16 protein-coding genes are annotated in these 24,947 nt (G+C 61.4%); 8 read left to right on the top strand and 8 right to left on the bottom strand.

What is annotated here, in order from left to right; translation table 11 throughout:
* Positions 1-101 precede the first annotated feature (101 nt).
* Positions 102-2,894, top strand: coding sequence for a phosphoenolpyruvate carboxylase (locus HK26_RS00220; RefSeq protein ID WP_374188197.1), 2,793 nt, complete (start codon positions 102-104; stop codon positions 2,892-2,894).
* Positions 2,895-3,135: 241 nt separating this feature from the next.
* On the opposite strand, the gene fusA is transcribed toward HK26_RS00220, so the two are convergent.
* The 4 genes from fusA to HK26_RS00240 form a co-directional block, all read right to left on the bottom strand.
* A complete protein-coding gene (fusA, locus tag HK26_RS00225; protein ID WP_025826131.1) occupies positions 3,136-5,223 on the bottom strand; it encodes an elongation factor G in 2,088 nt (695 codons plus the stop codon).
* Positions 5,224-5,449: 226 nt separating this feature from the next.
* Positions 5,450-5,755, bottom strand: a complete 306-nt coding sequence (gene rpmB, locus HK26_RS00230) for a 50S ribosomal protein L28 (protein WP_025826129.1) — start codon at positions 5,753-5,755, stop codon at positions 5,450-5,452.
* Positions 5,756-5,874: 119 nt separating this feature from the next.
* A complete protein-coding gene (locus tag HK26_RS00235) occupies positions 5,875-6,189 on the bottom strand; it encodes a hypothetical protein (protein ID WP_025826127.1) in 315 nt (104 codons plus the stop codon).
* Between the two features lie 64 nt (positions 6,190-6,253).
* Positions 6,254-7,996, bottom strand: a complete 1,743-nt coding sequence (locus tag HK26_RS00240; protein ID WP_086637947.1) for an ABCB family ABC transporter ATP-binding protein/permease — start codon at positions 7,994-7,996, stop codon at positions 6,254-6,256.
* A gap of 182 nt (positions 7,997-8,178) precedes the next feature.
* Between HK26_RS00240 and HK26_RS00245 the strand changes: the two genes are divergently transcribed.
* On the top strand, positions 8,179-9,057 hold the full coding sequence (locus HK26_RS00245; RefSeq protein ID WP_086638027.1) for an NUDIX hydrolase: 879 nt from the start codon (positions 8,179-8,181) through the stop codon (positions 9,055-9,057).
* Here HK26_RS00245 and HK26_RS00250 read toward each other — a convergent pair.
* The 3 genes from HK26_RS00250 to HK26_RS00260 are packed head-to-tail and all read right to left on the bottom strand — an operon-like array spanning position 9,045 to position 16,650.
* Positions 9,045-11,990, bottom strand: coding sequence for a [protein-PII] uridylyltransferase (locus tag HK26_RS00250; RefSeq protein ID WP_086637948.1), 2,946 nt, complete (start codon positions 11,988-11,990; stop codon positions 9,045-9,047). The two genes, HK26_RS00245 and HK26_RS00250, sit on opposite strands and share 13 nt — an antisense overlap.
* 46 nt (positions 11,991-12,036) lie before the next feature.
* Positions 12,037-14,706, bottom strand: coding sequence for a DNA mismatch repair protein MutS (gene mutS, locus HK26_RS00255; protein WP_086637949.1), 2,670 nt, complete (start codon positions 14,704-14,706; stop codon positions 12,037-12,039).
* 15 nt (positions 14,707-14,721) lie between these two features.
* The gene (locus tag HK26_RS00260) at positions 14,722-16,650 is read right to left on the bottom strand and encodes a tetratricopeptide repeat protein (RefSeq protein WP_180539225.1); all 1,929 of its coding nucleotides are present in this window, start codon (positions 16,648-16,650) and stop codon (positions 14,722-14,724) included.
* Positions 16,651-16,744: 94 nt separating this feature from the next.
* On the opposite strand from HK26_RS00260, the gene HK26_RS00265 reads away from it, so the two are divergent.
* From HK26_RS00265 to HK26_RS00290, 6 genes are all read left to right on the top strand, one after another.
* On the top strand, positions 16,745-18,250 hold the full coding sequence (locus tag HK26_RS00265; RefSeq protein ID WP_086638028.1) for a carboxypeptidase M32: 1,506 nt from the start codon (positions 16,745-16,747) through the stop codon (positions 18,248-18,250).
* Positions 18,251-18,409: 159 nt separating this feature from the next.
* A complete protein-coding gene (locus HK26_RS00270) occupies positions 18,410-19,561 on the top strand; it encodes an L-dopachrome tautomerase-related protein (protein WP_086638029.1) in 1,152 nt (383 codons plus the stop codon).
* Positions 19,562-19,626: 65 nt separating this feature from the next.
* Positions 19,627-21,027, top strand: a complete 1,401-nt coding sequence (gene thrC / locus HK26_RS00275) for a threonine synthase (protein ID WP_086637951.1) — start codon at positions 19,627-19,629, stop codon at positions 21,025-21,027.
* Positions 21,028-21,090: 63 nt separating this feature from the next.
* Entirely contained in the window at positions 21,091-22,356 is a 1,266-nt protein-coding gene (locus tag HK26_RS00280; protein ID WP_086637952.1) for a M16 family metallopeptidase, read from the top strand.
* Entirely contained in the window at positions 22,353-23,693 is a 1,341-nt protein-coding gene (locus HK26_RS00285; RefSeq protein WP_086637953.1) for a TldD/PmbA family protein, read from the top strand. The genes HK26_RS00280 and HK26_RS00285 overlap by 4 nt, the downstream gene beginning before the upstream one ends.
* Before the next feature lie 24 nt (positions 23,694-23,717).
* Positions 23,718-24,674 carry a Tim44 domain-containing protein gene (locus HK26_RS00290; RefSeq protein WP_086637954.1) on the top strand — a complete coding sequence of 319 codons (957 nt, stop codon included), beginning with the start codon at positions 23,718-23,720 and terminating at the stop codon, positions 24,672-24,674.
* 133 nt (positions 24,675-24,807) lie between these two features.
* On the opposite strand, the gene HK26_RS13350 is transcribed toward HK26_RS00290, so the two are convergent.
* Positions 24,808-24,945 carry a hypothetical protein gene (locus HK26_RS13350; RefSeq protein WP_180539214.1) on the bottom strand — a complete coding sequence of 46 codons (138 nt, stop codon included), beginning with the start codon at positions 24,943-24,945 and terminating at the stop codon, positions 24,808-24,810.
* Positions 24,946-24,947 lie beyond the last annotated feature (2 nt).

A 24,947-nucleotide genomic window follows, 5' to 3' on the forward strand; every position in this document is an offset into this window, starting at 1 on the left:
GCACATAAAGCAGACATGAAAAGCTGGGGGTATAAATTGTTGCCCGACCGTTTTGTTTCTTTTCCGATTCAATCCGCAAGGATATAGAGCGCGCCATGAACATGGATTTTTCTGCCCTTCCCCCTCGCATCGGGAGCGTGCTCGCCTCCATTGCCAATACGTCCTCCACCGGCACCCCGGCGGAGGGCACCAACCCCGTTATGGGCAACGCCCTGCGGCTGAGTGATGCACTGGAAAGTGGGGCAATCACGTTCGAGGATGTGACCCAACTGGTACGGACCCTGCGCGATCAGGCATTTTTAAGCCGCTCGCGCCGCCTGCACCGCTACGTGGGCGGGGCCGCACTGGATACCGCGCAGGAAAAACTGCGCCACGTTGCCGAGCAGCTTTGCGCAAACCTGCCCGAGCCCTCCTTTGCCGCATATCGCCAGCTTGTGAGCGCCACCCGCTTTGCCGCCGTGTTTACGGCCCACCCAACATTTGCACTGGCTAACCCGGTGTACGAGGCACTAGCCCAGAGCGCATCGCACGACGTACCGCCTGAAACAGCACCTTTTTTCAAAACACACCGCCGCAGCGTCCACCCGACACTGGAAGAAGAATTCACGCTTGCGGCACAGGCCATTACCCGGGCGCGCGACGCCATAGACCAGTTGAATGCCGCCCTGCTCTCCACCGCAAAAAAAACCTGGCCGGAGGAATGGAGCACGCTGTGCCCCGGCCCGGTCATTGCCACAAGCTGGGTCGGCTACGATACGGACGGACGGACAGACATAGGGTGGTGGGACACGCTGCGCCTGCGCCTGCGCATGAAGCTGTTCCAGCTTATGCGGCTGGAGCGCCAGATTGCGCATGAGGGCGTACTGGCCCCTGAACTGATCGAAACACTGCAAAACGCCATAGACTGCGTAAAAGCGCAGATCAGCGCCGTGCCCAACGGAGCCACAGATGGGCAGGCCGTCGCCCGCTTTGCGGAGTTGATGGTCAACGGGCGCACAACAGCGCTCACCGCTGCATCCGACCTGAACGCCCTGCTGCAATCCGCCATAGAGGCAGCACCACCATCTGCACAACTGCCACTGGCTGTAGCCCGTGCAGGGTTTATGGCCCACGGTCTGGGGCTGGCTCACACGCATGTGCGGCTTAACGCCAGCCAGATCCATAACTTTGTCCGCCAGAAGCTCAACCTGCTGGACGACCCGACCAACCCCGCCCAGCGCCGCGCCCTGCTCAACCGCGTGAACGACGCGCTGGATGGCGTAACCCCCGTACCCGTGGATTTTGGCGCCCTGCTGAGCGACCCCTCATCGGCCGGGCGGCTGATGATGACAATTGCCCAGATTGTCAAATACGTGGATTCCGACACGCCCGTACGCTTCCTGATCGCCGAGACCGAAACAGGCTACACCCTGTTGAGCGCACTCTGGATTGCCGCGTATTTTGGCGTTGCCGACCGCATTGAAATTTCTCCGCTGTTTGAAACCGAACACGCACTCGTCAAGGGCGAACATATTGTAGAGGAAGCCCTACGCTCCCCCGCATGGCGCGACTATGTACGCCGTATGGGGCGCATATGCTTCCAGTTCGGCTATTCGGATTCGGGGCGTTACATCGGCCAGCTTGCGGCCTCCTACCAGATCGAGCGCCTGCGCCTGCATATTCATGACCTGCTGGTCCGCTGGGACCTGAGCGATGTGGAAGTCGTGTTTTTTGATACACACGGCGAAAGCATAGGCCGTGGTGCGCACCCCTTCCGCATGGCGGACCGGCTGGACTATCTCTCCCCCGCTCATGTGCGCAAGCGCTTTGCCAGCAGCAACATTCACTGCCGCGAGGAAACCGCTTTTCAGGGTGGGGATGGCTACCTGCTTTTTGGCAGCCCTGAGCTGGCCACAGCCACTATGGCCACTATTGCGGAAAACCTGTTCCTCAGCGACCAGCAAAACAGCGACCCGATTTACGATCACCCCGACTTTTCGGCCGACTTTTTCTCCAGCGTGATCGATAATATGAAAGGGCTGGTCGCGGACCCCGGTTACGCTGCCCTGCTGGGCGCATTTGGCCCAGCACTCATCGACCGTACAGGTTCGCGTCCGCCAGCACGCCAGAGTGCGGAAGCCGCAACCCGCAGTCGCATTACCCACCCCGGCCAGTTGCGGGCGATCCCCAACAACGCCATTCTCCAGCAGCTTGGCTGGTGCGCCAACACGCTGCAAGGTCTTGGGGCCGCCGCCCAACGCCACCCCGAGACATTTGAGACACTCAACACCTCCAGTCCCCGCTTCCACCGCGCACTGGATTTTGCACGCCACGCTCTGGCCAGTTCGGACGACAAGGTGCTCAAGAGCGTTGTGTGCATGCTCGACCCCGGCTTCTGGCTGGACCGGGCGACGGAAGAGACATCCCCCAAGCGGCAGAAGGCTTTTCTGGCCCTTATGACCGGGCTGGAAGGGCTAAATCTGTCGGCTGAGTTGCACACCATGTTCCGCCGCATTCAGGCCGATCATCTGGCCCTGCGTGAGGCATGGCAGCACGCCCCGCGCACCGAGCCGCGCATCCGCCTGCTGCATGCCATACGGATCATGCTGATTGAGCGGATATGGCTGCTGGCCTGCCGTATTCCCTTCTTTATGCCTCGTGGCGGCTTTAACCATGAGATGATGATGCAGCATATCCTGTGCCTGGACATCCCGACCGTTCTTAAGGAAATGAAGCACATCTTCCCCACCGGCACGGGTCCATCCGAGCTTGATTTTCATGAACCACGCGGCCCGCGTGAAGAAGGAATTTACGTGCGCGAGCACCGCGACATCTTCACCCCCATGAGTGAGATGTTTGAACTCCTGCGTGAAATCAGCGTTGCACTGATGCACGACATTGGGGCGTTTGGCTGATACGCCTCCCCCCCAACTGGCGGCAGACACACCATCGTTTGCCGCCAGACTGACGGGTCCGTAGCACCCGCCTGAAAATATCAGGGCCGTCTGGCCCTCCCTCTCCTTCTTTCTCATTCTCAGCGTGGCCAGAGCAGATGCTGGCCCGCCCCTTACGTCTGCCTGAAAAAAGGCAACAAAAAAGCCGCTTCCCCGGAAGGAAGCGGCCTTGATGTCTGCTTTCAACCCGAAGGATGAAAACTTAGCGGGACTGCGCCATGATTTCGTCTGCCACGTTGCGCGGCACCGGATCATAGTGGTGGAACTGCATGGTAAAGGACGCACGGCCCTTAGTCATGGAGCGCAGGTGAGAAATGTAGCCGAACATTTCCTTCAGCGGCACATGAGCACGCACCATAACCGTGGAACCCGAAGTTTCCTGGCTCTGGATCATACCACGGCGGCGGTTAAGATCGCCCACCACGTCACCAACGTGATCGTTCGGGGTGGTCACTTCCACGTCCATGATCGGTTCCAGAATAACCGGACCAGCGTTCTTCATGCCATCACGGAAGCAGGCCTTTGCCGCGATTTCGAACGCCAGAGCGGACGAGTCAACGTCATGGTACTTACCGTCAAGCAGGGTGAACTTGAAGTCAACCGTGGGGAAGCCAGCCAGCACGCCCGTGGAGGCCTGCATGCGGATACCTTTTTCAACCGCAGGAATATATTCCTTCGGCACGGTACCACCGACAACCTTGTTTTCGAACGAGATACCTTCGTTGCGTTCAACCGGTTCAAAGGCAATCTTGACTTCAGCGAACTGACCCGAACCACCAGACTGCTTCTTGTGGGTATAGGTTTCCGTGTGCGGCTTGGAGATGGTTTCGCGGTATGCCACCTGCGGTGCACCCACGTTGGCATCCACACCATATTCACGACGCAGACGGTCGATGATGATGTCAAGGTGCAGCTCGCCCATGCCCGACAGAATAATCTGCCCGGTTTCCTGGTCGGTCTTGAGGTGCAGGGAGGGATCTTCACCAGCCAGCTTCTGCAGGGCCAGTGTCATCTTTTCCACTGCGTCCTTGGTTTTCGGTTCGACGGAGATGTCGATAACCGGAACCGGGAAGGACATACGTTCCAGAACCACCGGATCAGAGGCATCTGCCAGCGTGTCACCCGTCTGGGAGTCTTTCAGACCCACGAACGCGGCAATATCACCGGCATGCACTTCGCTCAGTTCCACGCGCTTGTCTGCGTGCATCTGGTAGATACGACCGATACGTTCCTTGTGGCCTTTGGTGGTGTTCAGAACCGTATCACCGGTTTTGAGAACGCCACGGTAGACGCGCACAAAGGTCAGCGTGCCGTATTTGTCGTTAATGATCTTGAACGCAAGACCAGCGAACTTGCCGTTGGGGTCAACCGGCAGGATGGGCTGTGCGTTTTCGTTTTCTTCTTCACCTTCGGGCGGAGCGCAACGAATGCCTTCCACGTCGTTCGGGGCGGGCAGGTAGTCGACAATCCCGTCGAGCAGGGGCTGCACACCCTTGTTCTTGAAGGCCGTACCGCACAGAACCGGACGGAATTCGCCCGAAATCGCGCCTTTTTTGATGCAACGCTTCAGGGTTTCGACGGAAACGTCGCCCTTTTCGAAGTATTCTTCCATGGCCGCTTCATCAACAGCCAGGGCGGTGTCCAGCAGGTTCTGGCGCGCTTCCGCTGCCTTTTCCTTCAGGTCGGCCGGGATTTCTTCGTCATGGAACTTCGCACCGAGTTCACCACCTTCCCAGATGATGGCCTTCATTTCCACCAGATCGACCACACCAAGGAACTGGTCTTCAGCACCGATAGGCAGCTGCAGCGGAATAGCCACGATGTCCAGCTTTTCCTTCAGCGTGTCGAATGCACGGTAGAAGTCTGCGCCGGTACGGTCGAGCTTGTTGATGAAGATGATGCGCGGAACGTTGTAGCGGTCAGCCAGACGCCAGTTGGTTTCGGACTGCGGCTGAACACCGGCAACACCTTCGATGATAAACACGGCACCATCGAGCACGCGCAGCGAGCGGTTCACTTCGATGTTGAAGTCGATGTGTCCGGGGGTGTCGATGATGTTGATCCGGTGATCTTTCCAGTCACAGGTCACGGCGGCGGAGGTGATGGTAATACCACGCTCACGTTCCTGCGCCATGTAGTCCGTGGTGGTGTTGCCTTCGTGCACTTCACCAATCTTATGGGACACGCCGGTGTAGTACAGAATGCGTTCGGTCGTGGTTGTCTTACCAGCGTCAATGTGCGCGGTGATACCGATATTACGGATCTTGGACAGATCAGTTGTGGCGGACACGAAAACCTCCAGAAAACAGGTAAGGCGCGACAGGAAAACCCTCGCGCCTGTGGCCGCCGAACGCCGTAAGTGCCACCTGAAAATATTTTCTCAGGAAGCCGGCTGCCGGACACCGGCCGATAGACAAAAGCGCCTGACAAGGAGTGGCAGACGCCTGAACCGCACAAACCGGGTTCTACCCTCTAAGTGGCAGCCCCCGGCTCATACGGATAAACAAAGCCCTGAATCAGGCGCCAGCGGCGGCCTGTTTCTTGGCCTGCACGCGCAGTACGCGGCGCTTGATAACCTGCGCTTCCGTGGGGAGCTTGCGGTTAGGCGTGCTCAGCAGGAAGGAATCCAGGCCACCATTGTGTTCAATGGTACGCAGGCCGCGCGTGCTGACACGCATACGAACGGCGGAACCCAGGATTTCAGACGTCAGGGATGCTTCCTGCAGGTTAGGCAGAAAACGACGACGGGACTTGTTGTTGGCATGACTGACGTTATTTCCGGTCAGCACGCCTTTGCCGGTGATCTGGCAACGACGGGACATTGTCTCATCCTTGTCTTAAACAAAAAAGGAACTTGAGGGCCGAGACAAACGCCCGGCGACCACATTCAGGATTGGCGCGGCTTATGACTGAGCCATCGCCTCCAGTCAAGGGTTGAAGCTCAGGCTTTGTCGCTTTCATCGCCTGCATCGGCCATGACGGAGGCATGAACATCGCCCAGACGCACGCTTTGCGCGGCTGAGTCGAGAATGCGCAAAATGGTTTCCTTGTCCATGCTGCGCGCCATCACACCCAGCGATCCACCAAGCAATGCCGAGGCCACAGCCACAGGCGGGAACTTTTCGTTCCGCAGGTGATCAATGGCATGTTCGACCACCATGGCGCAGCGCGCAAGGTCTTCGGGCACATCCATGTGCTGTCCGGCACCGGCTGCATTTTCTGGCTCTGTCGTGGCGTGTGCGTGGGTATCCGCCATGTTTATGCTCCTTACGTTTTGTGCAGCATCGACCGGATTCGGCGCGATGGCAACGGCCTGTGGGTCAGGCCTCCCCCGTAGCCTGCGCAGCCCACATGGCCGCATACTGGCCCTGTGCGGCCAACAGTTGCGCATGTGTGCCACGCTCCACAACCAGCCCCTGCCCCATGACCAGAATTTCGTCTGCATCCACAATGGTGGAGAGCCGGTGGGCGATCACAAGGGTTGTCCGGCGGGCCGAAACGGTTTTGAGGGCAGCCTGAATTTCTTTTTCCGTATGTGTGTCCAACGCACTGGTAGCCTCGTCAAGCACAAGAACGCGTGGGTCTTTTAAAATCGTGCGGGCAATGGCGACGCGCTGTTTTTCGCCCCCCGAGAGCTTGAGCCCGCGCTCGCCCACCTGTGTTTCGTAGCCCTCGGGCAGGGTCATGATAAAATCGTGGATCTGGGCCAGACGGGCCGCCTCCTCCACCTGCGCGGGGGTCGCCCCCAGCCGCCCGTAGGCTATGTTGTAGCCTATGCTGTCATTGAACAGCACGGTGTCCTGCGGCACAACGCCTATGGTGGCCCGCAGGTCCGCCTGACGGTAGCAGCGCACGTCATGCCCATCCACCAGCACGGCGCCGGACCATGTATCGTAAAAACGGAACAGGAGGCGGCTTATGGTTGATTTGCCTGCCCCTGTACTGCCCACAATGGCAACCTTGTGCCCGGGCAGGGCATCAAAACTGACGCCGTGCAGAATTTCACGCTCAGGGCGGTAGCCAAAATGCACGTCGCGGAACTGCACATGCGCAGGAGCCGCATCCGCCAGCCGTGTGGCAATGGGCAGAGGTGTTGCGGGGTCGGCAACCTCGACCGCCTCCTCTGTCAGGCCCAGCATATGCTCCAGATCAACCAGTGCGGTGCGGATACCCGAATACACGGACCCCAGAAAGTTAAGCGGGCCATAAAGCTGGAGCAGGTAGGTGTTGACCATAACAAACTCACCCACCGTAATATGCCCGCTCTCCACATCATGCCCGCCCAGCAGCATGACTGCGGCAAGGGATATGGCAATAATGGCTGCCTGACCAAAGTTGAGCAGCCCCAGAGAATACTGGGTTTTCATGGCGGCTTTTTCGTAGCGGGCCTGCGCGTTGTCGTAGCGTCTGGCCTCGTGCTCCTCATTGCCAAAATATTTTACGGTTTCGTAATTCAGCAGGCTGTCCAACGCTCGGCCTGCGGCCTCGCTGTTTGTATCGTTCATGCGACGGCGAATACCCAGCCGCCATGAGGTAAAGCGTACCGTAAAGACAATGTAGCTCACAATCATGACCGCGATCATGGCAACATAGGACCAGTTGAACAGCCGCCAGATCACACACATGACCAGCAGCGCCTGCAACAGCGTGGGGGAGAGGGACATCAGCATCCGCAGCAGTGTCTCCACTGCCTCCGTGCCACGCTCTATGGCCCGCGTAACGCCACCTGTACGCCTGTCCAGATGAAAGCGCAGGGAGAGCCTGTGCATATGCACAAAGCTGCGATAGGCGGCCTGCCGCGCCACACGGAAGCGCACCGGAGCAAACAGGGAATCCCGCAGGTTGGTCAGTGCGCCGGATACAAGGCGCACAAGCCCATACCCCACAATGAGCAATGCCGGAGCCATACCCAGACTGTTGGGGTGCACGAACCTGTCAATGACCTTGCTGTACACAATCGGCACGGCAAGTGTTGCCAGTTCGCCTGCCACAAGAACCACCAGCACCAGCGCAACACGCCAGCGCAGCGCCCTGTTTTCTTGCGGCCAGAGGTACGGCAACAAACGGGAAAAAGTATGGGAAACCGGCCTGTTCAGTGGGCCAGACACTGCTCTACGGGGGGACATGCCCACGGATGTGGCACGTTGGGCGGTTTTTGCAACCCCCCGGCACCTTGCCATGCCCGTTTTATGCCCCGATAACAGCAGTCGTGTTTTGGCACAAAAAGAACTGGACCTTTGCCCCCATGCCCTCCGATGCAAGCCCGTTCCTGAGGCACCTGACAGACTGCAACACCGCCAGCCCCGAGGGAAAACGCAGCCCCCTGAGCCTTGGCGGCGTCCCTTCGGGCTGGCTGGCCCCCGAGTTGTTCACCCGCATGGAAGCCGCAGGCTTTGGCACGCGCGACAAGGGGTTTAACGTGCCCCACCCCGCAAAGCTGGAAGCACTGGGGGAAACTCTGGCGGAGGAAGGTTTTTACAAATCCCACCACGAACTGTTTGACGTCTGCACGGACATGGACCAGCCGGTTGTAGGCCGCATTGACCGCGGCGCACTCCCCCTGTTCGGGTTTGTGGCAACCGGGGTGCACATGAATGGTCTGGTCCGTAAGGCAGACGGGCTTTACCTGTGGACAGGCCGACGGGCCGCCAACAAAAGGCTGGACCCTTCCAAACTGGACCATCTGGTGGCAGGGGGCATGCCCGCAGGCCACACCCCGCGTGAAGCACTGGTGAAGGAAGCAGCCGAGGAAGCCAGCATTCCCGCAGCACTGGCGGAACAGGCTGTGCAGGCCGGACGGCTCGTGTATGCGCTGGACCGCCCGGAAGGGCTGCGCCGCGATATTTTATACTGCTACGACCTGTACCTGCCCGAAAGTTTTGAACCCACGGCGGCTGATGGCGAGGTGGAATCCTTCGCGCTCCTCCCGCTGAGCGAGGCGTACCGCATTGTGCGCGATACGGATGCGTTCAAGTTCAACGTCAACCTTGTGCTGATCGACTTATTCCTGCGCACCGGGCTGATTGACCCGCGCAGCACGCAGGGCATGGCGCTGCGCACCGGGCTGGACAGAGGGCTATCCCCCGTCAGCCCGGGGCAAAGCGTTACGCTTCAGGCCGAGTAACGGGCGTTGGCACAGGCGGAAGCCTCGGCCTCCGCCTCTTTCAGCCCGGCCAGCAGCCGCTCGCGGATTTCCTCCAGCCGTTTTTTGTCGGTAATTTTAAGGCCGAACAGGTCTTTGACGTAAAACACGTCCACCGCCCGCACTCCGTAGGTTGTAATATGGGCGGAGGCGATCTGGAGGTTCTCCCGGCTCATGGCGGCGGTCACGTCATGCAGCAGGCCGGGGCGGTCACGACCATTGATTTCAATCACCGTGTAGGTGTTGGACACGCCGTTATCCACGACCACACGGGGTGGTACGTGGATGGCGCGCATACGCAGCGGCATGTGGCCAAAACCCGCACGGGCTATTTCCGCCCCAATATCAAGTTGCCCGCTCAGCCCCTGCTCAATGAGTGATGTCAGGCGCGCAAGGCGGTGCGTCTCCTCATACGCCTGACCCGACGTATCCTGAATCCAGAACGTATCCAGCGCCATGCCGTGGGTCATGGTGTGGATGCGCGCATCCACAATGGAGGCCCCGGCCAGCGCCAGTGCGCCAGCAATTTTGGAAAACAGGCCCGGCACGTCCACCGTATAGACGGTCACTTCCGTAACACCACGCGCTGGCAGGGGTAGCACCTCAACCGTAAGGGGGGCGCCACGGGCATCTGCCTCGCGGATCAGGCGGGCGTGGCGGCTGTGCGTTTCATAATCGAACGACAGCCAGTACCCTGCGTAACCCAACCCGAGAAAGTGCTCGATATCGCGCTGGGGAACACCTTCCTCACCCAGAATTTGTGCTGTTACGTCCTTGGCATGGCGCACGCGCACATCGCGCTCCGTGGTGGACAGGCCGCCTGCCAGCACTTCCGCCACCCGCATGTACAGCTCACGCAGGAGTGTCGCTTTCCATGCGTTCCAGACGCGCGAACTGACCGCGCGCATGTCCACAATGGTCAGCAGCAGCAAAAGACGCAGCCGCTCGGGCGACTGGACAATATCTGCCACATCCAGAATGGTTTTGGGGTCGTCAATATCGCGCTGGAAAGCCGTGTGGCTGAGCAGAAGGTGGTGCAGCACCAGCCAGGAGACTGTCTCCGTCTCTTCGCCCGACATGCCAAGGCGGGGGCACAACTCGGCAGCGATTTCCGACCCGATTTCCGAATGATCTCCCCCACGCCCCTTGGCCACGTCATGCAAAAGCACGGCCATGTAGAGCGCACGGCGCGAGTGCAGGCCACGGATCAGCTCATAGGCAATGGGAATTTCATCCGCCATACGCCCTGCGGCCACTTCGTCCAGAATACGAATGGCCTCTACCGTGTGCTCATCCACGGTGAACACGTGGTACGTATCAAACTGCATCTGCCCGACAATGCGCGCCCAGTCGGGTATAAGGCGGCCGAAAATGCCTGTCTCGTTAAGGATATGCAGCCAGTAGGAGTGACCCGATGGCGGGTGGCTGCCATAGGCTGCCGAATAAACGGGGCTGTTTTCTTCCGCGCTGGGGGGCGGCAGCGCTGCGCCACGCCTGCGGGGGCGCTCCTCCTCCGTTGTGTCGCCACACAGCAGGTCAAGGAAGATGCGGGCCGCCTCGGGGTTGTCACGCAGGGTGGTGGCCCTGCGCTCCCAGCGGATAAGCTGGTGCCGCGCGAGTGGGTGCAGTGGACGGCGGCGCAGGCGCGCCCAGTCCAGAATCTGCATCATTTTAATGGGGTCCTGATCGAAGGAGACACCCCGGTCAGGCAATATCTGCCCATCCAGCAGGGTAAAGCCCGCCTCCCGCATGGCCTCATCCGGCTTGGCTGCGTTGGCGACCGGCCCCTGTGCCTGCCGCAGCACGGCGGGTTCGAGCACATGGGTCAGGCGCATGACTTCCCGCGCGGTCAGGAAGTAGTGGCGCATAAAGCGCTCCACCCCGTTCTGGCGGCCATGGCGGGTGTAGCCCATGCGCGCGCCAATAACGGGCTGCATGTCAAACGTCAGCCGTTCCTCCGCCCGCCCGGCCACGTAGTGCAGGTGCAGGCGTACAGTCCACAAAAAGTCCCACGAGCGGCGCGCCCGCGCGGCTTCCTGCTCTGTCAGCAGGCCCATCCATATGAACTCGGGGGCCAGCAGGTCGCTTACATGGCGGGTACCAAAGGTGTTGCGGCACATCCAGTAAAGGGTTTGCAGGTCCCGCAGGCCGCCGCGGCCTTCCTTGATGTTGGGCTCGACCAGATACGGGCTATCCCCAAAACGGCGGTGCCGCTCCAGCCGCTCGCGCCGCTTGTCATGGATAAAGCCCGCAGCCCCCGCCTCCACACAGGAGAGGATGTAGCGGGCCTCAAACATGGCAAAGAGTGCGGTATCCCCATCCAGCAGGCGGGCATCAAGCAGGGCCGTGCGGACTGTTGTGTCCTTGGCTGCTTCGGCAATACATTCATCAATCGTGCGGGTGGCGTGGCCGACCTTGACCCCCAGATCCCACAGAAAATACAGAACATATTCAACCACAGGGTGCGCGCGCTCACCTGCCCCCTGCGCAATAAGGAACAGCAGGTCAATATCGCTGAATGGCGCCAGAAGCCCCCGCCCGTAGCCCCCTGTTGCCGCTACGGCAAAACCGGAACGCGCCCCAATGGCCAGCGGCTCGCTTGGCGTAGTTGCCCGCACGGCCAGATCCACAATGGCGCGCAGCATAACATCGGCAAAAGAGGCCAGCGTCTTGGCAGCGGCTGCCCCTTTAAGCTCGTAACTTTCAAACCGCTTGCGAATATCGGCCTGATACCGGCCCAGATGCCGCCGGAAAATGGCCACGGCCTCATCCCGCGGGGGAATGGCCGCATCATCGGGTGTGGCATCCCTCAGCTCCCGCGTCAGGCACGCGGCAAGGGATTCTGGCGTCAGGGTCGCCAGAACGGACATGTCGGTCTGCTGCCCGGCGGCAGCCTGTGCGGAAGAGGTGGGCATAGGGGTACGGGTTCTGCTCCTGAAAACGGTCGGGGGAAAAGGGGATTCAGTCGTCAGCGGGCGCTGCGGCATCCTGCACGGCCTGCCTGCGCAGGTCATACAGCATATCCAGTGCGGCCCGTGGGGTCAGACTGTCCGGATCAATCTCCATCAATCGTTTACTTAACGTATTTTCGCATGGTGGGGGTAATGTCTTCTGTGTGTCAAAAAGCGGTAAGGGTTCGGGTATGGTATTTTCAGCACGTTCGAGTTCACGCAGCAGCCGCCCTGCCCGCTCCACCACATTGACCGGCACACCAGCCAGACGCGCCACATGCACACCCCAGCTTTTTTTTGCTGATCCTGCAAGCACTTCGTGTAAAAAAACGATCTGCCCACGCCACTCCCGCACAGCCATTGTATGCAGGCACAGGCGTGGCAGCGTATCCACAAGACGTGACAGTTCGTGGAAGTGGGTTGCAAAAATTGCACGACAGCGCACCGTTGAATGCAGGGCCTCCAGCACGGACCATGCAATGGCCAGCCCGTCCAGCGTTGCCGTACCCCGCCCGATCTCGTCCACCACCACAAGCGAGCGCGGCCCGGCCTGATTGAGAATGGCGGCTGTTTCGGTCATTTCCACCATAAAGGTGGAGCGCCCGCGCGCCAGATCGTCCGATGCCCCTACGCGGGAGAACAACTGGTCCACAACCCCGATGCGCGCACTGTCTGCCGCAACAGGAAAGCCCCCTTGCGCCAGAATAACGGCCAGTGCGGTCTGGCGCAGGAATGTTGACTTACCGGCCATGTTGGGGCCGGTCAGCAGCATAACGCGCCGCTCGGGGGCCAGCACGCAGCCATTGGGCGTAAAGCGCGTACCCGGCGGCAGGGCCGCCTCCACCACAGGATGGCGGCAGCCTTGCAGGTCAAACGCCGTGTCCTCGCTGACTTCTGGCCTGCACCATGTGCCCCCTGCCGCCAGCGCAGCGCACGACTGCAACACATCGAGCACCGCAAGGGCCTGCGCAAGCCGGGGCAGGTCACGCTCGGCCAGCACTTTGGCCGTAAGCTCCGCAAACACTGCTTTTTCGCGCTGGGCAGCTTTTTCTGCCGCCTCGGTAATGCGCACGTTCAGGCTGGCCAGTTCTTCCGTGGCAAAGCGTGCGGTGCTGGCCGTACCCTGACGCAGAATAAGGTCTGCATTATCCTTGAGCCGCGCACTCACCCCTACGGGGACTTCCATCACATAACCAAGCTGTGCGTGATGGCGGATTTTGAGGTTGGAGACACCAAAGCGCGTTGCGTACTCAGCCTGCAAGGCGGCAATCAGACGGCGCGAGTTATCACGCAAGGTCCGGTGCTCATCCAACGCGCTGTCATAGCCTGTGGCAATAACCCCACCATCATCCAGCCGGGCGGGCAATTCTTCCGCCAGCGCCACGCGCAGTTCGGCCTCCAACGACTGTGCAGCCCCAAGCCATGCAAAGGCATCGGCCAGAATAACCGGCAGTCCGGCAGCTTGCGCCGCATCGCCCTGCCCCAGCAGAATACGGGCCGCCTCACGCGCGGCACCCAGCCCGTCCCTGACCCCTGCCATATCGCGCGGCAACCCACGCCCGAGGGAAAGGCGGCCCAATGCACGGGCAATATCGGGCGCACGCTTGAGCGCATCACGCAGGGCCGTGCTGCGGGCCGTATGCTCCTTAAGCCACCACCAGCCACTCTGGCGCGCGGCAATAGCTTCCACCTGCGTAAGGGGGGAGGCCAGCCACTCGGCCAGCATACGCGCACCTGCCGCACTGACCGTGCGGTTCATGGCGGCAAACAGCGTGTGCTCCCCGCCCCCATCGCGCGCGCGCAGAATATCCAGACTGGCGCGGGTCGCAGGGTCAATCCCCAGCACACCGCTCTGGCTTTGCGGAATGGGGTGTGTCAGGCGTGGCAATCTGCCTGCCTGCGAGCGACGGACATAGTCCACCGCCATGGCCGCGGCCATGCTCTCCTCATCCGAGAAGGTCCCAAACGCCTCAATACTCGCCACATCAAAAGCTGCGGCCAGTCGCTGGCGTGCACTACCTGCGGCAGGCAATGTGGCCTCGGGGGCGCGCCGGGCATCATAATCCCCCAGATCCACCCCCGCAGTAGCCAGAATTTCCGCCGGGTCCAAGCGGCCAAGCAGGGCGGGCAATGCTGCTACAGGCAGGTTTGCGGTCTCAAACAGGCCGGTGGACACATCAATCCACGCCGCCCCAAGCTGGTCTGCCTCCTGTGGTGCGCTCTCTTTCCTGCGTTTGCCTCTGGCGGCCTCTTCGGGGCGGACCAGTGCGAGCAGCAGGTTGGAGCGCCCGGGCTCCAGCAGTTCATCCTCGGTCAGGGTTCCGGGGGTGACAACCCGCACAATCGCACGGGCCAGCGGCCCCTTGCTGGCGGGGCGCCCCTTGTGTGGCACCTCTGTCTGCTCAGCCACAGCCACCCGAAAACCACGGCGAATCAGGCGGGACAGATAAGCCGGAGCCGCACCAACCGGCACACCGCACATGGCTATGGGTTCGCCCCCATGGTTGCCTCTGGCGGTCAGGGCGATGTCCAGCGCGGCGGCGGCGGCAATGGCGTCATCAAAAAACAGCTCGTAAAAATCACCCATCCTGAAAAACAGAAGAGCTTCGGGGTTTTCTGCCTTGAGGGCGAACCATTGCGCCATAGCTGGCGTAGCGCCATCGGGAGAGATACGTGTCATGCCTGCATCATAAAGCTAGATCTGGTCGGGGCAACCACCCTGCGCCATCTGCGCCAGCCACTCTGCCGCAACAGCGAGTGGCTGGTGCCAACTGGCCACCCCCTCCGAAAAAGCAGGCTGGCGGGTGATCCGCACCGAAGGGTACCACAGACTGCGCGCAAACGCACCGCCTTGCGCGGCAGCCTGCCCGGGGGAATCTGGCACCACAACAGAGCCCGCAGCCCAGCGCCAGTCCCCACCAAAGCGGTCCAGCAGCAGGGTTGGTTTGCCAAGCAGACCGGCCAGATGAACAATCATGGTATCCACGCTCACAACCACATCCAGACCGGCCACAAGCTGTGCAGTGGCCAGCAGGTCCCCTTTGGGCAGGGGGGCGAGCGGCAAGGGAAGGCTGGCAAGACCGTCATGCGGTTGCAGGGCCTGAAAACACACCCCGTCCACACCCCCCAGTTGCGCCAGCAAAGAAGGGGCAAGAGAGCGCCGCCGGTCAAACTGATACACCGGATTGCCCGACCAGCACAGCCCGACATGCAGCCCCTTGCGTTCGCGCACAGCACCAGCCCCGCCAAAACAGGCGGGGTCAGGCTGCCAGGCAAATGGCTCTGCCACGCCAAGGCGGTGGGGCAGGCTTAACAGGCTACAACGGGCATTTGCCCCGCCTGCCTGCGCGGGGGAGACCAGTTGCACACGCCCGTTCCATCGGGGGAGCAGGCAGGCTGCAAACCGCTGCATGCTTTGGGGGAGCATAAGGCATATCCGCGCCCTGCTGACCGCCTGCTCCACGTAACGCAGGAACTGTAGCGTGTCGCCCAGCCCCTGCTCGGCATACAGCAGCACGGTTTTATCCGTGGCCTTACCGTCCCACTCTGGCAATGCGGCAATGCCTGTGGGCGGCGCAAGCAGGTCCCTGCGGGCCTCCCACAACGCCCAGCCCTGCGCAAAGCGGCCAGTCGCGAGGTACAGCCCACCCAGATCAAGCGCAGCCCGCGCCCGGTCCTCCACAGTGCGCGCCTGCTCCATGGCGTGGGCGAACATATTCTGTGCCGCCTGCGTACGACCAAGGTCCATCAACACCGAGCCATAGTTCAGCGCCAGACGGGCATCATGCGTGCGTAGCCTGTATGCGGCCTCCAGCTCCTGCACGGCCATATGCAGCCTGCCCTGCGCCATATGGACAAGCCCGAGATTGCTGCGGGTTTCCGCCACATTGGGGGCTAAAGCTGCCGCGCGTTGCAGTGTCTGCTCCGCCTCCTCGTATTTGCGTTGGGCAAACAGTGCCGCACCGTGGTTGGCCAGCGCCTGCGGGTTATCCGGCATGGCGTGGGCAACGGCGGCAAAATGGGGCTCGGCCTGCGCCATACGACCATCGCGCTCCAGCACCATGGCGTGCAGGTTATGGGCAAGCACCGCCTCCCCCTCCAGTGCAAGGGCGCGGGCCGATACGGCTACAGCCTCCGCCCCCCGCCCGCAACGGGCCAGAAATGCGGCAAGCGCCATGTGCCGCTCCTGCTCCAGAGGGCGGAGGGAGAGCGCTTTTTGCAGCGCCCGCTCGGCATCGGGCAGACGCCCGGCTGCCTCCATAACCCGGGCCATGGCATCATGCGCACGGGGGTCCGCCGGTGTGGACATGACCGCCACATTGACTGCCGCACGCGCCGGCTCCACGTGCCCCTGCTCCAGCAGGGCCAGCCCGAGCGTGATATAAAAAAACGGTTCAGCAGCAAGCTCCACGGCCTTGCCTGCAAGGGCTATGGCGGCGGCGGAATTCCCCCCCGCCCGCGCAACACAGGCCATGGCGTGCCAGCCCTGCGCATCCACCGGGTAAGAGCGCAAATGCTCGCGCAGGAGAGATTCGGCCTGCTCCGCATCCCCCCGCGCCAGACAGGCCAGCGCCCTGTCTGCTACCGACTGCGGGGGCAAAGCCTGCGCTTTTTTTCCACCCATGCTGGCCCCACCTCCACGCCTTGCACCCCGGTCACGCACAAGAGGTGCTGACGCATGGTTTCGCTCACCTGCATGATGCTGTACCATGGGCTGCATGAATAAAGCCTATCTTTCCCTCGAACGCCACTTTGCGCGCCTTTCCTCCCTCAATGATGCTCTGGGCATTCTGGGGTGGGACAAGGAGGTCATGATGCCCTCGGGCGCTGCCGAGAGACGGGCGGAAAATCTGGCCATGCTCGAAGGCCTGCGCCACGAAATCCTGACCGCACCCATTATGGCCGACCTGCTGGGGCAAGCCGATGCGGGGGATGACGTCTGGCGCGCCGCCAATCTGGAGCAGATGCGCAGGCAGCATGCGCAGGCAACCGCCCTGCCGGGGGATCTGGTGGAAGCCAGCGCACAGGCAACCGCCCGCTGTGAAATGGCATGGCGCACCGCGCGGGAGGAAAGTGACTTCAAAAGCCTTGAGCCCCATCTGGCCGAAGTGCTGCGCCTGACAAGGGAGAGCGCCCGCGCCACGGGTGAGGCCGTGGGCCTGAACATGTATGATGCCCTGCTGGACAGCTTTGACCCCGGCACACGGCAGACGGATATAGACCCCATATTCACCTCTCTGGCCGCCAGCCTGCCCGAGTTGATTGGCACCGTGCTGGAGCGGCAGAAAAGCCTGCCTGCGGTTTTATCCCCCACCGGCCCCTTCCCCGTTGCGCAACAGGAGGCACTCGGCCGCCGCCTGATGCAGCGCATGGGGTTTGATGCAACACGCGGCAGGCTGGACGTTAGTGCGCACCCCTTTTGTGGCGGGGCCACGCATGATGTCCGCCTGACCACCCGCTACGTGGAATCGGACTTTATTCCCGCTCTGATGGGTGTGCTGCACGAAACCGGGCACGCCCTGTACGAGCTGGGCCTGCCCGCCCAATGGGCCAGCCAGCCCGTAGGCCAGTCCGGCGGCATGACCCTGCATGAAAGCCAGTCCCTGCTGATGGAAATGCAGTTCTGCCGCTCTGCCGCCTTTGCAGGCTGGCTGGCGCCACAGGTCCGTGCAGGCTTTGGTGTTGCGGATGATGCCGCAGGATGGGACGCTGCCAGCCTGCACCGCCACTTAACGCATGTTGAACCCGGCTTTATCCGTGTTGATGCGGATGAGGTTACATATCCTGCCCACATTCTTGTGCGTTATGAGCTGGAAAAAGCCCTGATCTCGGGCGATCTGGCGCTGGCTGACCTGCCTGCGGCCTTTAATACCCGCCTGCACGCCCTGCTGGGCCTGAGCGTGCCAGATGACCGGCGCGGCTGCCTGCAGGACATCCACTGGCCCGCAGGGCTGTTCGGTTACTTCCCTTGCTACGCCCTTGGCGCCATGACAGCGGCCCAGTTGCGCAATGCGGCCTGCGCCGCCAACCCCGCCATTCTGCCTGCCATTGGTCAGGGCGATTTTGCACCACTGCTGGCATGGCTGCGCCAGAACGTGCATGGCCGCGCACGCAGCGCCAGCATGGCCCAGATTGTGAACGATGCCACCGGCAAACCACTGGATGCCTCGGCGTATCTGAACCACATCCGCCGCCGCTACGTGGACCGCGCGCCGGATGCATAATCTACCCGCTCCTGTGCCCTGCCAGCCCGCCCCCTGCCCTGCGCCAGCAGGCGGGCGCATCCGCCCTGCGCATAAGGCGTTTGCATGGCAGGCGCATGGAGCGGACACTCATACCCATGTTTGTATGCCTGACGTTTTACTGACCGGATGCCCGCGCGCATGACCACTTCCTCCCCCCGCCTTCCTCCCCGCTCCCGCCGCGCAGTTTTTGGCCTGCTGGCAGCCATGCTGACCCTACCACTGGGCGGCACACCCGCATGGGCGCTGCATATGCCCAAGGTGGCGGAGCTGCCTGCCAGCGCGCTCCAGCCCTTCATGCAGTCCAGCAGCCAGATATGGGACGCCATTGTCCCCCTGCCTGACGGCCGCATGCTGCTGGAAGCCCCGGCGTGGGTTGGCAATACCGGTCCCCAGCTTTTTGTACGCAATACAGACGGACAACTGGCGGCGTGGCCCAATGCCGCGTGGAACGCAACACAGGGCGCACCAGACCAGCGCTTTGTTGCCCTTGGCGGGCTGACCCGAACGGCTGATGGGCATATATGGGTGCTCGACAGCGGTGTGCCCAACCGCAAAAACCCCGCCGTAGCGCCCCCCAAACTGATAGAAATTGACCCCGCAGCCAACGCGGTGCTCCGCACTGTGCCTGTGGACCCCAATGCCCTGCGGCCCGGCAGCATTCTGTCCGGCATTGCAGTCCATGGCAGCACGGCCTATGTGCCGGATTCAGGCGTTGCCGGTCTGCTGGTGATCAACACGGCCTCCGCCACGACAAAGCGCTTTTTAGACCACCACCCGGACCTGGTCGCCAGCCGCCCGATTGTAACACCCAGCGGCCCGGTGCGGGACAGCACAGGCCACTACGCCGCTGTGGACGCCAGCATGATCGCGGTCAGCCCGGACGGGTCCTGGCTTGTGCTGCAAGCGCCGGGGCAATACCTCTCCCGCGTGTCCACCGCCATTTTTACCGACCCGGACATAACGCCCGCAGCGTTTGAGGAAAGTGTGACACAATGGTTCAAGACCCCCTCACTCGGCGGGCTGACCATTGATGATGACGGGACACTCTACTGGTCCGACATCACAACATCGAGCATCCTCAGCTACACCACCGGGCGGGTGCCGCGCAGGCTTGTCACTGACCCACGCCTGCAATGGCCCACAACACCGGGGCTGGACGGGCACGGCCACCTGTATGTCTCAGCCAGCCAGCTTGACCACAGCACGGCCTTTGGCGCGCCCTCGGCCTCCATCTCATGGCCGGTCACCATTTACAGGCTGACCTTGCCCACAACGCCCCCGCCGGGCTAGGCACACCCGAATATATCGTACAAGACCACTTCGCGGCATCCGTCATTCAGGATATAATCGCCCACATGCGCTACATTTCCACACGCGGGAATGCTCCCGTTCTCTCGTTTTCCGATGTTCTGCTGACCGGCCTTGCCGAAGATGGCGGGCTGTACCTGCCGCAAACATGGCCCGAGTTCTCGCTGGCGGACTGGCAGGCCATGCGCGCCCTGCCCTACCCGGAGCTGGCGGCACGTATTCTGGCCCGCTTTACCGGCTCCGACATTGATGAAGACACGCTCAAAACCCTGTGTGCAAAAGCCTATGCAGGCTTTGACCACCCGGCCATTGTGCCGCTGACACAGGTTGAAGACGGGCTGTTTGTACAGGAGCTGTTCCACGGCCCGACCCTTGCCTTCAAGGACATGGCCATGCAGGTGCTTGGCCAGCTTTTTGAGCATGTGCTGACCCAGCGTGACGACCATGTGACCATTGTCGGTGCCACCTCGGGCGATACGGGCTCCGCCGCTATTGAGGCCTGCCGTGGCCGCAAGCGCCTGTCCGTTATTATTCTGCACCCCAAGGGCCGCACATCCGAAGTGCAGCGCAGGCAGATGACCACCGTGCGCGAGCCCAACGTGACCAACCTTGCGGTTGAAGGCACGTTTGATGACTGCCAGGATCTGGTCAAAAGCCTGTTCGCGGACCTGCCCTTCCGGCGCGAGATGCACCTCTCCGCTGTCAACTCCATCAACTGGGCGCGTATTGCTGCGCAAATTCCCTATTATGTGCATGCAGCCCTTGCACTGGGTGCGCCCGAGCGTGAGGTCTCCTTTGCCGTGCCTACGGGCAACTTCGGCAATATTCTGGCGGCATGGGCTGCACGCAAGATGGGCCTGCCCATCCGCCAGCTTTGCGTGGGTTCCAACCGCAACGATATTCTGACCCGCTTCCTCAATGCCAATGACATGACCATCAAAGGGGTGGTGCCCAGCCTCTCCCCCTCCATGGACATTCAGGTCTCCTCCAACTTCGAGCGGCTTCTGTTTGAACTGCTCGGGCGCGATGCCACCGCCTGTGCACGCATCATGACCGGCTTCCGCAGCACGGGGCACATGGATGTGCCGCCAGAAGTGTGGGAGAACGCACGTACCCTCTTCTCCGGTCTGGCGCTGGATGACAGCCAGACCGAGGCCGAAATCCGCGCCCTGCACCAGCGCTCGGACTATATGGCCGACCCGCACTCCGCCATTGGTATTGCCGCTGGCCGCCGCTTCCGCCAGCCGGGCATACCCATGGTGGCCGAGGCCACGGCACACCCGGCCAAATTCCCCGACGCCATGGTGGCCGCCACGGGTATTCATCCCGCACTCCCCGTACATCTGGCCGACCTGTTCGAGCGTGAAGAGCGTTACCGCACGGTCCCCGCGACCGAAAACGCCATCAAGGACGCGGTGCGCGCAGCAGTCCTCTCCAACGCTGGCTAACCAGCCCACTCCCCCAAGCGCAGGGCTACCCATGTGGTGGCCCTGCTGTTCCTCAGGACAAGAATGACAGACCCCATCCAGCTGACCCGCCTGCCCTCCGGCCTGACCGTTGTGACCGAACGCATGGACCGGGTGGAAACCGTTTCCTTCGGGGCCTATATTTCCGCTGGGACCCGCAATGAAACTGCGGCGGAAAATGGCGTATCCCATTTTCTGGAGCACATGGCCTTCAAGGGCACCACCAGCCGCTCCGCCCTGCGTATTGCCGAAGAAATTGAGAACGTGGGCGGGCACATCAATGCCTATACCGCCCGCGAGCAGACGGTGTTCTACGTCAAGCTTCTCAAGGAAAACCTTGATCTGGGGATCGACATTATTGGCGATATCCTGACCCACTCCACGTTTGACGCCGCCGAACTGGAACGCGAACGTGGCGTGATTTTGCAAGAAATCGGTCAGGCGAACGACACACCCGATGACGTGGTGTTTGACCATTTTCAGGAAACCGCATTCCCCAACCAGCCCATGGGCCGCCCCATTCTGGGTACGGAAAGCCTGATCCAGACCATGCAGCGTGAAACACTCATGTCCTACATGGGAACGCACTATAACCCGTCGAACATGATTGTCGCAGCCGCTGGCAATCTGGAGCATGCGGCGGTCGTCGCGCAGGTAGAACGCCATTTTGCCGACCTGCCCACCACAACAGCCCCGGCAATGGACAACGCCCTTTACGCAGGGGGGGAGTTCCGTCAGGTCAAGGAGCTGGATCAGGCGCATATTGTGCTTGGCTTCCCCTCCACCGGCTACCATGACCCCGACTATTACGCAGCACTCCTGCTTTCCACCCTGCTGGGCGGCGGCATGTCCTCACGTCTGTTTCAGGAAATCCGGGAAAAACGCGGGCTGGTCTATTCGGTTTACTCTTTCAATGCTCCGTATGAAGGCGGCGGCGTGTTCGGCATTTATGCTGGTACGGGGGAGAAAGAATGTGCCGAGCTTATTCCCGTCACTCTGGAAGAACTCCGCAAGGTCCAGCTTGGCGTTACATCGGACGAACTGGTCCGTGCGCGTGCACAGCTCAAATCTTCCCTGCTCATGTCGCTCGAAAGCACGGGCAGCCGGTGCGAGCAGATTGCCCGACAGCTCCAGATTTTTGGCCGCGTCATTCCCACACAGGAAACGGTGGACAAGATAGAAGCCGTCACGCGTGAGGATATCTGCCGTGCAGCGGCCCGCATTTTTGCAGGCGCTCCCACGCTTGCAGCCCTTGGCCCCATAGGCCACATTCCGTCCCTGCAAAGCATCAAGGAGACACTGGCAGCATGACGCAACAGCCCCTCGACCTTATTGCCGATCTGGTTGCCCAAGCCCGTGCCAGCGGGGCAGATGCAGCAGACGCCGTTTTTGTCAGCAGCACCGCCGTAGGTGCTGGTGTGCGCAATGGCGTAACCGAAGAGCTTGAACGCTCGGAAACGACAGATCTGGGGTTGAGGGTTTTTGTGGGCCGCAAAAACGCCATTGTTTCCACCACCACCCCTGACCGGGCCAAGTTTGGCGCACTGGTGGAGCAGGCATTGGCCATGGCCCGCGTTCTGCCCGATGACCAGTACGCAGGCCTTGCCCCCGAGGCCATGCAGGGCACGTTCAGCACCAACACGCTGGAACTGGCAGACCCCGCCGAGCCTGACACCACGGCTCTGCTTGCACGCGCCAGAGCGGGGGAAGAAGCTGCTCTGGCCATAAAAGGTGTTACCAACAGCGCCGGCAGCAGCGCATCATGGGGGCGGACAGATATTACTCTGGCAACCTCCGCCGGATTTGCTGGCACTTACAGCCGCACCAGCCATTCCAACTCGGTTTGCGTTCTTGCTGGCACGGGTGATGCCATGCAGCGCGATTATGACTACCACGGCACGGTCTGGCTCCGTGACCTCAAGGACGCGGCAGAACTTGGCCATAGCGCCGGGCAAAAAGCCGTGGCCCGCCTTAACCCCGGCCGCCCGGCAACCGGGCGCTACCCTGTTGTGTTCGACCCAAGGGTTGCGGGGAGCTTTCTGGGCCATTTTGTAGGGGCTATCACGGGCACCTCCATTGCCCGTGGTACATCCTTCCTCAAGGACAAAATGGGGCAGGCCATTTTTGCCAGCACCGTTGGCATTACCGATGACCCAACCCGCATAAAAGGCCTACGCTCCCGCCCGTTTGACGGGGAGGGCATGGCTGTGGCCCCCCTCTCCCTCGTGCGGGACGGGGTTTTGCAATCATGGGTGCTCGACAGCCGCAGCGCACGCCAGCTTGGCCTGCAAAGCAACGCCCGCGCAGCCCGTGGCACTGCAAGCCCTCCCGGCCCATCTGCGAGCAACCTGTTTTTTGAACCCGGAACCCTCTCCCCCACCGCGTTGATGGCCGACATCAAAGAAGGGTTGTATATTACGGAGATGATGGGGTCCTCCATCAATGGTCTGACGGGGGATTACAGCCGGGGCGCCTCGGGCTTTATGATCCGTGACGGACAGATTGCCGAACCCGTTGCAGGCTTTACCCTTGCGGGCAATCTGCTGGAAATTTTTGCTTCCATCACATTAGCGGACGATCTGGTATTCCGTTTTGGCACCGATGCCCCCACATTACGGACAGATGCCCTGAACACCGCCGGGGCGTAACTGTTAGCCGGAGACCAAAATACAGTGAAACCACGTCTGCTGCGATCTGCCCTGAGTGCGTTTGTTGGCGCAAGTCTGCTGGTCGGGCCTATGGCCATGCAGGCCGATGCCCGCCCAGGTCAGGGAGGCTCCATGGGAAGCCGGGGCAGCCACACATGGAGTGCGCCACCTGTTACGCGCACAACGCCCTACAGCACCGCCCCCATGGACCGCTCCATAACACCACGCACAGCACCCACACCGGGTTTTGGCGCACCGCAGATGGCGGCTCCCTTTGCCCGCCCCATGGGCTACCCCAACCGCCACCCGTTCCTGACCGGGCTTGCCGGGGGCTTTTTGGGCGCCGGACTGTTTGGCATGCTGAGTGGGCACGGTTTTATGGGCGGGATGCACGGCTTCTTCAGCCTGCTGGGTCTGCTGGTCCAGATCGGGCTGGTCGTCATGTTTGTCATGTGGCTGGTACGGCGCTTTAGGCGTGGAGCAGCCGGTGGCAACGGCTTTGGCATGGGTACTCCGCGCGGCAGCATGCCCGGAGCAGCCTCTTCCCCCACGGCCCCTGCTGGTGGTGGTACACCTGTCCAGATTACCACAGCGGATTACCAGTCCTTCCAGCAAACCCTGATGGATATTCAGACTGCGTGGAACCAGCAGAACATTCCGGCCATGCAGCAGATGGCAACGCCGGAAATGGTCTCTTACTTCAACGAGCAGCTTGCTACGCTAGCCAGTCAGGGAGCGCGCAATGTTGTCTCCGATGTACGCTTCCTTCAGGGTGATCTGGCCGAGGCATGGCGCGAAAATGGTATGGATTACGCCAGCGTAGCCATGCGCTACAGCCTGATCGACCTGACAACCAACGCAACCGGGCAGGTTGTGGATGGCAGTTCCACTACCCCTGTCACCATTACGGAAGTATGGACGTTTGTCCGGCCTTCTCGCGGTGGGCGCTGGCTGCTCTCCGCCATACAGCAGGCCCGCTGAACACCAACCGGGCAGCACCTCTGCTGCCCGCAAAAAAGCCCGCCATCCCATAGGACGGCGGGCTTTTTATTATGCTCAGTAATCACGGGCAAACCCGTAACAAATATCACGGCAACATGGCGAAAATGCTGTCTTACGGGTGCAACAGCGCCAGACCAAACATAATGCCTGCCAGAACAAGCATAAACACAACCATACTACGGACCCGCAAGGCCTGACGCTTTTGCCGCTCAAGCTGCTCCGGGGTGTGGGGCATGGAAACTGTAGTCATGC

The organism is Acetobacter okinawensis (genome assembly GCF_002153655.1).
GTDB lineage: Bacteria > Pseudomonadota > Alphaproteobacteria > Acetobacterales > Acetobacteraceae > Acetobacter > Acetobacter okinawensis_A.

Bases quoted from the DNA above. Each gene is read 5' to 3' on its own strand.
- HK26_RS00245 (WP_086638027.1), top strand. From the start codon at position 8,179: ATGCCCTCCGATGCAAGCCCGTTCCTGAGGCACCTGACAGACTGCAAC.
- HK26_RS00280 (WP_086637952.1), top strand. From the start codon at position 21,091: ATGACAGACCCCATCCAGCTGACCCGCCTGCCCTCCGGCCTGACCGTT.
- HK26_RS00250 (WP_086637948.1), bottom strand. From the start codon at position 11,990: ATGCCCACCTCTTCCGCACAGGCTGCCGCCGGGCAGCAGACCGACATG.
- HK26_RS13350 (WP_180539214.1), bottom strand. From the start codon at position 24,945: ATGACTACAGTTTCCATGCCCCACACCCCGGAGCAGCTTGAGCGGCAA.
- rpmB (WP_025826129.1), bottom strand. From the start codon at position 5,755: ATGTCCCGTCGTTGCCAGATCACCGGCAAAGGCGTGCTGACCGGAAAT.
- HK26_RS00260 (WP_180539225.1), bottom strand. From the start codon at position 16,650: ATGGGTGGAAAAAAAGCGCAGGCTTTGCCCCCGCAGTCGGTAGCAGAC.
- HK26_RS00235 (WP_025826127.1), bottom strand. From the start codon at position 6,189: ATGGCGGATACCCACGCACACGCCACGACAGAGCCAGAAAATGCAGCC.
- thrC (WP_086637951.1), top strand. From the start codon at position 19,627: ATGCGCTACATTTCCACACGCGGGAATGCTCCCGTTCTCTCGTTTTCC.
- HK26_RS00270 (WP_086638029.1), top strand. From the start codon at position 18,410: ATGACCACTTCCTCCCCCCGCCTTCCTCCCCGCTCCCGCCGCGCAGTT.
- HK26_RS00220 (WP_374188197.1), top strand. From the start codon at position 102: ATGGATTTTTCTGCCCTTCCCCCTCGCATCGGGAGCGTGCTCGCCTCC.
- HK26_RS00285 (WP_086637953.1), top strand. From the start codon at position 22,353: ATGACGCAACAGCCCCTCGACCTTATTGCCGATCTGGTTGCCCAAGCC.
- mutS (WP_086637949.1), bottom strand. From the start codon at position 14,706: ATGACACGTATCTCTCCCGATGGCGCTACGCCAGCTATGGCGCAATGG.
- HK26_RS00265 (WP_086638028.1), top strand. From the start codon at position 16,745: ATGAATAAAGCCTATCTTTCCCTCGAACGCCACTTTGCGCGCCTTTCC.